General features: G+C 40.4%; 9 protein-coding genes and 1 pseudogene. 6 read left to right on the top strand and 4 right to left on the bottom strand.

Going from position 1 to position 5,672, the window contains the following annotated elements; all coding sequences use genetic code 11:
- Positions 1-471 (top strand): annotated as a pseudogene (locus tag GCA01S_RS20995) (RepA protein); the annotation flags it as partial.
- Positions 472-518: 47 nt separating this feature from the next.
- On the top strand, positions 519-719 hold the full coding sequence (locus GCA01S_RS11000; RefSeq protein WP_155835572.1) for a hypothetical protein: 201 nt from the start codon (positions 519-521) through the stop codon (positions 717-719).
- A 30-nt stretch (positions 720-749) separates the two neighbouring features.
- Here GCA01S_RS11000 and GCA01S_RS10995 read toward each other — a convergent pair whose 3' ends face one another.
- Both GCA01S_RS10995 and GCA01S_RS10990 read right to left on the bottom strand, forming a co-directional pair.
- The gene (locus GCA01S_RS10995; RefSeq protein ID WP_042409950.1) at positions 750-1,169 is read right to left on the bottom strand and encodes an endonuclease domain-containing protein; all 420 of its coding nucleotides are present in this window, start codon (positions 1,167-1,169) and stop codon (positions 750-752) included.
- On the bottom strand, positions 1,166-1,396 hold the full coding sequence (locus tag GCA01S_RS10990; protein WP_042409949.1) for a helix-turn-helix domain-containing protein: 231 nt from the start codon (positions 1,394-1,396) through the stop codon (positions 1,166-1,168). Before GCA01S_RS10990 ends, GCA01S_RS10995 begins: the two co-directional genes overlap by 4 nt.
- Before the next feature lie 458 nt (positions 1,397-1,854).
- Here GCA01S_RS10990 and GCA01S_RS20390 point away from each other — a divergent pair, with 458 nt between their 5' ends.
- The 4 genes from GCA01S_RS20390 (at position 1,855) to GCA01S_RS19880 (ending at position 3,725) form a co-directional block, all read left to right on the top strand.
- Entirely contained in the window at positions 1,855-2,085 is a 231-nt protein-coding gene (locus GCA01S_RS20390) for a hypothetical protein (RefSeq protein WP_162163128.1), read from the top strand.
- A 13-nt stretch (positions 2,086-2,098) separates the two neighbouring features.
- Entirely contained in the window at positions 2,099-2,359 is a 261-nt protein-coding gene (locus GCA01S_RS10985) for a hypothetical protein (RefSeq protein ID WP_042409946.1), read from the top strand.
- A gap of 123 nt (positions 2,360-2,482) precedes the next feature.
- Entirely contained in the window at positions 2,483-3,211 is a 729-nt protein-coding gene (locus tag GCA01S_RS10980) for a replication-relaxation family protein (RefSeq protein WP_042409945.1), read from the top strand.
- 106 nt (positions 3,212-3,317) lie between these two features.
- The gene (locus GCA01S_RS19880) at positions 3,318-3,725 is read left to right on the top strand and encodes a ribbon-helix-helix domain-containing protein (protein WP_042385872.1); all 408 of its coding nucleotides are present in this window, start codon (positions 3,318-3,320) and stop codon (positions 3,723-3,725) included.
- 45 nt (positions 3,726-3,770) lie between these two features.
- Here GCA01S_RS19880 and GCA01S_RS10970 read toward each other — a convergent pair whose 3' ends face one another.
- Positions 3,771-4,154, bottom strand: coding sequence for a hypothetical protein (locus GCA01S_RS10970; protein ID WP_012301118.1), 384 nt, complete (start codon positions 4,152-4,154; stop codon positions 3,771-3,773).
- A gap of 15 nt (positions 4,155-4,169) precedes the next feature.
- A complete protein-coding gene (locus GCA01S_RS10965; protein WP_042409942.1) occupies positions 4,170-5,321 on the bottom strand; it encodes a ParM/StbA family protein in 1,152 nt (383 codons plus the stop codon).
- Between the last annotated feature and the right edge of the window lie 351 nt (positions 5,322-5,672).

Genomic DNA, 5,672 nt, shown 5'->3' with positions numbered 1-5,672 from the left:
GGCCAAAATGGCCAACCAAGAATGACCAATTTGGCCAACCAAGAATGGCCAAATTGGTCACCTAATAATACTAATCTTAATAATACTAATCTTAATAATACTAATTTTAATAATACTAATCATCATCATCCCCTGATCGAAGGATTCAACCAGCAACAATCTAATCTGATTCATGAGTTTTTTGAGAAACATGCGATTGATGATGATGATCTGAAAAATAAACTATTGGAGAAACTAAAAGGAAAACGATTCAAATACATGGCCTACATAGAAAAGACATTTGAAACTGTGAAAAACATGGTGGAACCTAATTCTAGTAAAGAGCAAACCATTGGAAAACAGGTACGTAAAGAATTAATTCCAGATTGGTTGAACATGAACTACAGCCAACCGGAGGATGATGAGGATTTCGACGTTGAACGGGCACGACGGGAACTTGAGGAACGGTTGAAAAAATATAGAGATGAATAACCGATGAGACTAGCATCGATAAGACTCTTAACAACTTAATGAAACGTGTGAAAACGAAGGCTAAAGTCGCAAAAGCACGCCGCAAGCCAGCCGAGACGACCGATTATAAACTGACCGGCTTAATTTGGTACGATTTCACGAAGGAACTGGAAAGTGCCAGCACAAGTGAGCCAAATCGACCAACGTTTGACACCGACGACATGTTTGCACCGTCATTGCAGGCTGTCGCGAACATAAAAGGCGTTTAAAAACCCTTTCCGACACATTTTTGCCTGGAGCTAGTTCTGTATTTCCTTTTCAATCTGCGCAATCACTTTCGGCAAGTCTTGATAAATCATGCGCCCACTAAACCGTAGCACTTTCCAGCCATTTTTGCGCAAATAAGCGTCTTTTCGCCGATCATGGGCTTTTTGCTCAGGCGTGGAGTGATATGCTTTGCCGTCGCACTCTATGGCGATTTTATACACTGGTAATGCTAGGTCAATGCGGTACTTGCCGCAAGGTACTTGTGTTTGTACATAATAACCTAGTATTCGAAGTGTATCGTAAAGGTGGCGTTCGATGGGACTTTCGCACTTTAAACGCTCTTGATCGACCAAAATGGTTTGTGTTTGTGGTCTCCTCAAATCGAGTACAAAGAAGACAATACCAACGATAATTAACCCGAAAAAGACAACGTACTCAATCATAGCTATCACACGTTAAAAAAGTCGTCCGGTACGTTTTTACCGAGTTGTTTCAGCGCTTTTTTAATCTTTGCTATCGTCGAGTGTTTAGGCCGATACGAGTCATCGTTACACAACCGCGAGATAGTGCCGCGACTTAGCTTTGATCGCCTTTCCAGCTCTAATTGTGATATTCCCTCGCGGTCAAGCCATTTGCCGAATTTACTCCGTTTTTTTCCAAGCCCTAGCCAATTGAACATGGTTATAAACCTCCTCGGTACCATTCTTGTCCGAGGTGTCATTTTTTAAACCTAGCGCAAAAAAGTGACAACTTGGACAAACAGTGTCGCATAGGTTATTAACACAAAAGTGACGAAGCAATAACGACGTCGTTTTCTCGTTAAATGTTCGTATAAGATAGCGAATCGACGAAAAAGCAACGTTGTAGCAACGTTTCAATAACAATGTTTCGGAAATGTATTGCGACACAAAAGTAAGAGCAGAAACGCCGCAATAGCGCCAAAAAGCCGATTTGTTAAAAGAGAGAGCGAACGCGAACGACGGAAGGGGGAGCGCGAGGGGGAAACCAAACTATTTTTTCTAAAGGGGCGATAGTGATGTTCCGCAAAAATAAAATCGAGGCGATTGACTTTCGCGAGTTCATGCCGGCAACCATCACACGCAAAAACAATCGCCTCATACTAAAAATGTACACGCTATGTCAGCGTTTTTTCCTGTAATTACGCCAGGCTCATTTTTTCCGATTCACGACCCTGTGTTTGCACTATTCCTAGCCGGAAGTGCTACGATTGCTGGCTCCGCCTTTTTCCAGCACTTTGCTGCAAAAAGTGGCTCACCAGCGATTTCGGAAGCCATCGGAGTAATTAGTAGATTTGTGTTTCCGGTCATCGTTTACGGTGCGATTTTTTGGTTTTTCTTCACGTTATAAGGAGGGGGCGCAATTGCAAAAAGTCTTAGAATTTATTCGGCGTCAACGGGCAAGATTTGCTCTCAAAAAGGCATTTTATAGCGCCGGTCTGTTTATCCCGTACAAAAATGGTGATAAGACATATAGGATATTCCCGAAGATTCACAGCGTTAAAATTGACGACGACCAAACGGAATACGTGTTTACATTGATAAACGGCATGGACCCGAAAGAGGTTAGCAAAAAAGAATATGTATTTATGCAACATTATCGAGCTGCAAGCGCCATTTCTTGACGAGAAACACGCCGAAAAGATTCTAGCGACTTATAAGTCTTCCGACTGGAAAAATCGTTTTACGGGCGATTTTAGGTCATCTAGCGAGCCGTTAACGGACGACATTTTGGGGGGGACTGTAAAATGCGCCTATCACAACGCGACAAGGCGATTATTCGCGACATTAATCGATTTCGTGTGATGGACCGCGACTCTATTGCCGAGCTTCATTTTGCGGGACTTAAACGACCTGTAAACAGTGCAAACTCTGTCCTAAAACGACTAGTGACCAATGGACATATTCGCCGATCAACGAAATTCGGGGCACCTTATTTGTATTTGAGCAAAGAAACCTCATTACGTGAGGACTCCGCAAAGATCGGTCATTACCTCGCGATCTTAGATGTTTACAAAGACATTCTTCGTCACGGAATACTTGACGTCTTTCAAGTCGAGCCGAAGTATGGAAGTAAGGGAAATGTTGAGCCAGACATGTTTTGCATATTCCGAAAGCACGGTATAACTGGCCGGACTCCGTTTTTTATCGAGGTACAAAATACGTTATATTCGCAAAAAGTCATGACGCAAAAGCTAAAGCGATACGAGGAGCTTTACCGGAGTGGATTAATCGCGCAGGAACCGTGGCAGCCGACCGACCGTCCGCCCATTTTTCCGATCGTGCTAATTATATCGGGACAACGGTACGCTATTGACGACAGCTACCCGTTTCGGGTGATACAAGCGCAATCGTTCACGCAATTTATGCAGTCGTTGAAGCCAGCGAAGCCGAAGGAAGAACAACGACCGAAACCAAAGACAGCGTCCCAACTGAAATATAGTGGAGGGATCAAGATTAATTTAGGGGTTAAATAAAAGAGCGTAGTCCTCGTTTTATATGTCGTAGTAGGTGATGTCCCGCATTCTATTTTTTTGTGATAATATAGAAATAAATTTACGTCAGACAAAAAAGGTGATTTCTATGAGAGAAGGACGATGCTATGAACAACATGATTTTCAGGTATTGATCTTATCCCAGTTTGCCCAACGCCGACCGTCTACAGAAAAGGAAAAATGGGAGCTACAACAAGAATATTTGCGCCTGATTCGTGAGATTCCTCAAATGTGGGAAGAATTCGTGCGGAAAAATCAAAACATTTATGATCGCTTTGGATATTTAGATGTCGTGGTATATGATGATTTAACGTATGAACGGAAAAAGCTAAAACAGGGACGCCCTAAAGAGGAAAATACGCTATCGCATCGTGTAACCGTCCGGTTGGACGATGAGAGTTATCAGTTGTTGAAACAATATTGTCAGACAAAAAATATTACCGAATCAGCAGCGATTCGGGAGTTAATCCAAACACTGAAATGGAAAATATGGTGAATATAAAACAGGCTGACCTAAAGGTCAAAACCTTGGTCAGCCTGTTTAGAAAAGATTGTTTATATCCACGTTTTTATAGAGATCATTATCATCATCTTGGTTTTCTTTATCTCGGTCTTTTTTCGGGTCTGGATTGTTTAAGGATTTCGCGGCTACTTTCTCTGCCTCTTCATTGTCTGCTTTCTCTGCTTCTTCATTTTGGTTTGAGACTGTTCTGTTCTCTTTGGATGTACCGGAAGAAAACTCTTGATATAGTATTCTTTGTATATCGTAATCCATGATGTCTTTGATTCCAAAACGGTTAATCATGTGTAAAACAATGTTAGTAAGAGAGACTTGAATATTTTGTTGCTTGTCCAGCCATTCATTAATCAAGTCACTTTGGGGGGTGTCAGCCACCCTCCAAGTGACGATTTTTCGTTTTGCCACGATCACTCACCTCGATCAAGCGTGTTGCTTAAATAGAATTTTTTCGTTAATGACATGCAACCCGTTTACGTTCATGTCCACGGCATATTTTTCTGGAATCCAAAGGACTTCACAGTGTACGGTATTTGCAAAGTCCAATAGCTCCTCATATAGCTCTTCTTTGAACTGGATGCTGCCTCCACCATACACGGCAATTACATCCACGTTTCCGGCGATGTCGCTGTATTTTTCTTGAATGTCTTCTAGAATACGTTGAGCCTGCGAATACCGTGCTTCTTGCATGAAGCGAACGGCTAAATCGTGAAGATGATGGGATGGATCTCTAAAAATGTCCATAAACTGCTGGCGGTTTAGGTTCAAAAAGCCGCCAACTTCCTCTTTCAGCAATTGAGTAGCTTCTTCCGTGGCATGACCCACTCCTCGTTTTTCCCCTGAACAAACATCTGTTACAGGATTCATTCCAACAGTATAGATATATTCCGTTGTTCCATCGCCAATATCCACGTGGAGAATTCGTTTGTTAGCGAAATCTTTTGGCACAGCTTGTTTTTTATAGTGCTCGTTATAATTCTTCAGAATTTCATTTTCACTTTCCAATAAGGCATATAGAGCTGGAATGCCTTCTTGAGTGACTTTCACAGTCTGAAAATGGAGTGTGATGGTCACAGGAGTTTCTCCGACATATACAATCACCACATGATCGTTGCTAGTGAAACGTCCTTCAAGGTATCTGGCTTGATCGGCACTATATTCTGACGCAGGGATTGCTGTTGTCATTGAGACATCTACTGAAATTGATGAAGGAAGCTCTTGATTTTCTTGATATGCTAATTGAACTGATCGAGCAGCAAGCATCGATAGCGTCATTAGGACTGGAATATCGTGTTTTGATTTATTCCCTAATTTGATATTCATATTTTCTACTTTATCGGCCGTCATATTGGCGCGTTTTCCGATGAAGTATAGGCCACTTCGTTTAATAGCGTTACTTGTTACATGAACAATCAATTCATCCAACAAATTAGCAATGTTTTTTTCCACATTTGTTTCCATCACATTTGGCTTGGATAACAGACGTTTGACCACCGATGGTTGTTTTATGAGCGTATCGTTCACGATCATTTTTGTTTCCGAATTCCCAATATCATTAGCCACTACTAATTTCATTTAAACTCCCCCTAATAATTCATTTTACATTCAAATTAAATTTATAATTAATTCTTATATACATTATAAAGCATTAATGTTATATAATCAATCAAAATGAATTTAAAAAATAAATATTTTTAAATGTATTTTAAATGCAAATTTAATTCATATAAGATTCACTATTATTTTTCATTCATATTTAATTTATTTTAAATGCATTATTCATTAATTGGGGGATATTATCATTCTCTATTCATTCAAATTGAATGTTTTATTCATTCATTCGTTTATTTATAAAATAGGTAGGTCTATCGGGATGAATGGAAAGCAATAGAAAGAGGATCAGAGAGGTGAAAATAAAGGAGAACA

The organism is Parageobacillus caldoxylosilyticus NBRC 107762, assembly GCF_000632715.1.
Classification (GTDB): domain Bacteria; phylum Bacillota; class Bacilli; order Bacillales; family Anoxybacillaceae; genus Saccharococcus; species Saccharococcus caldoxylosilyticus.
The sequence above is the reverse complement of the archived record's forward strand: the minus strand, read 5'-3'. Positions and strand labels throughout refer to the sequence as shown.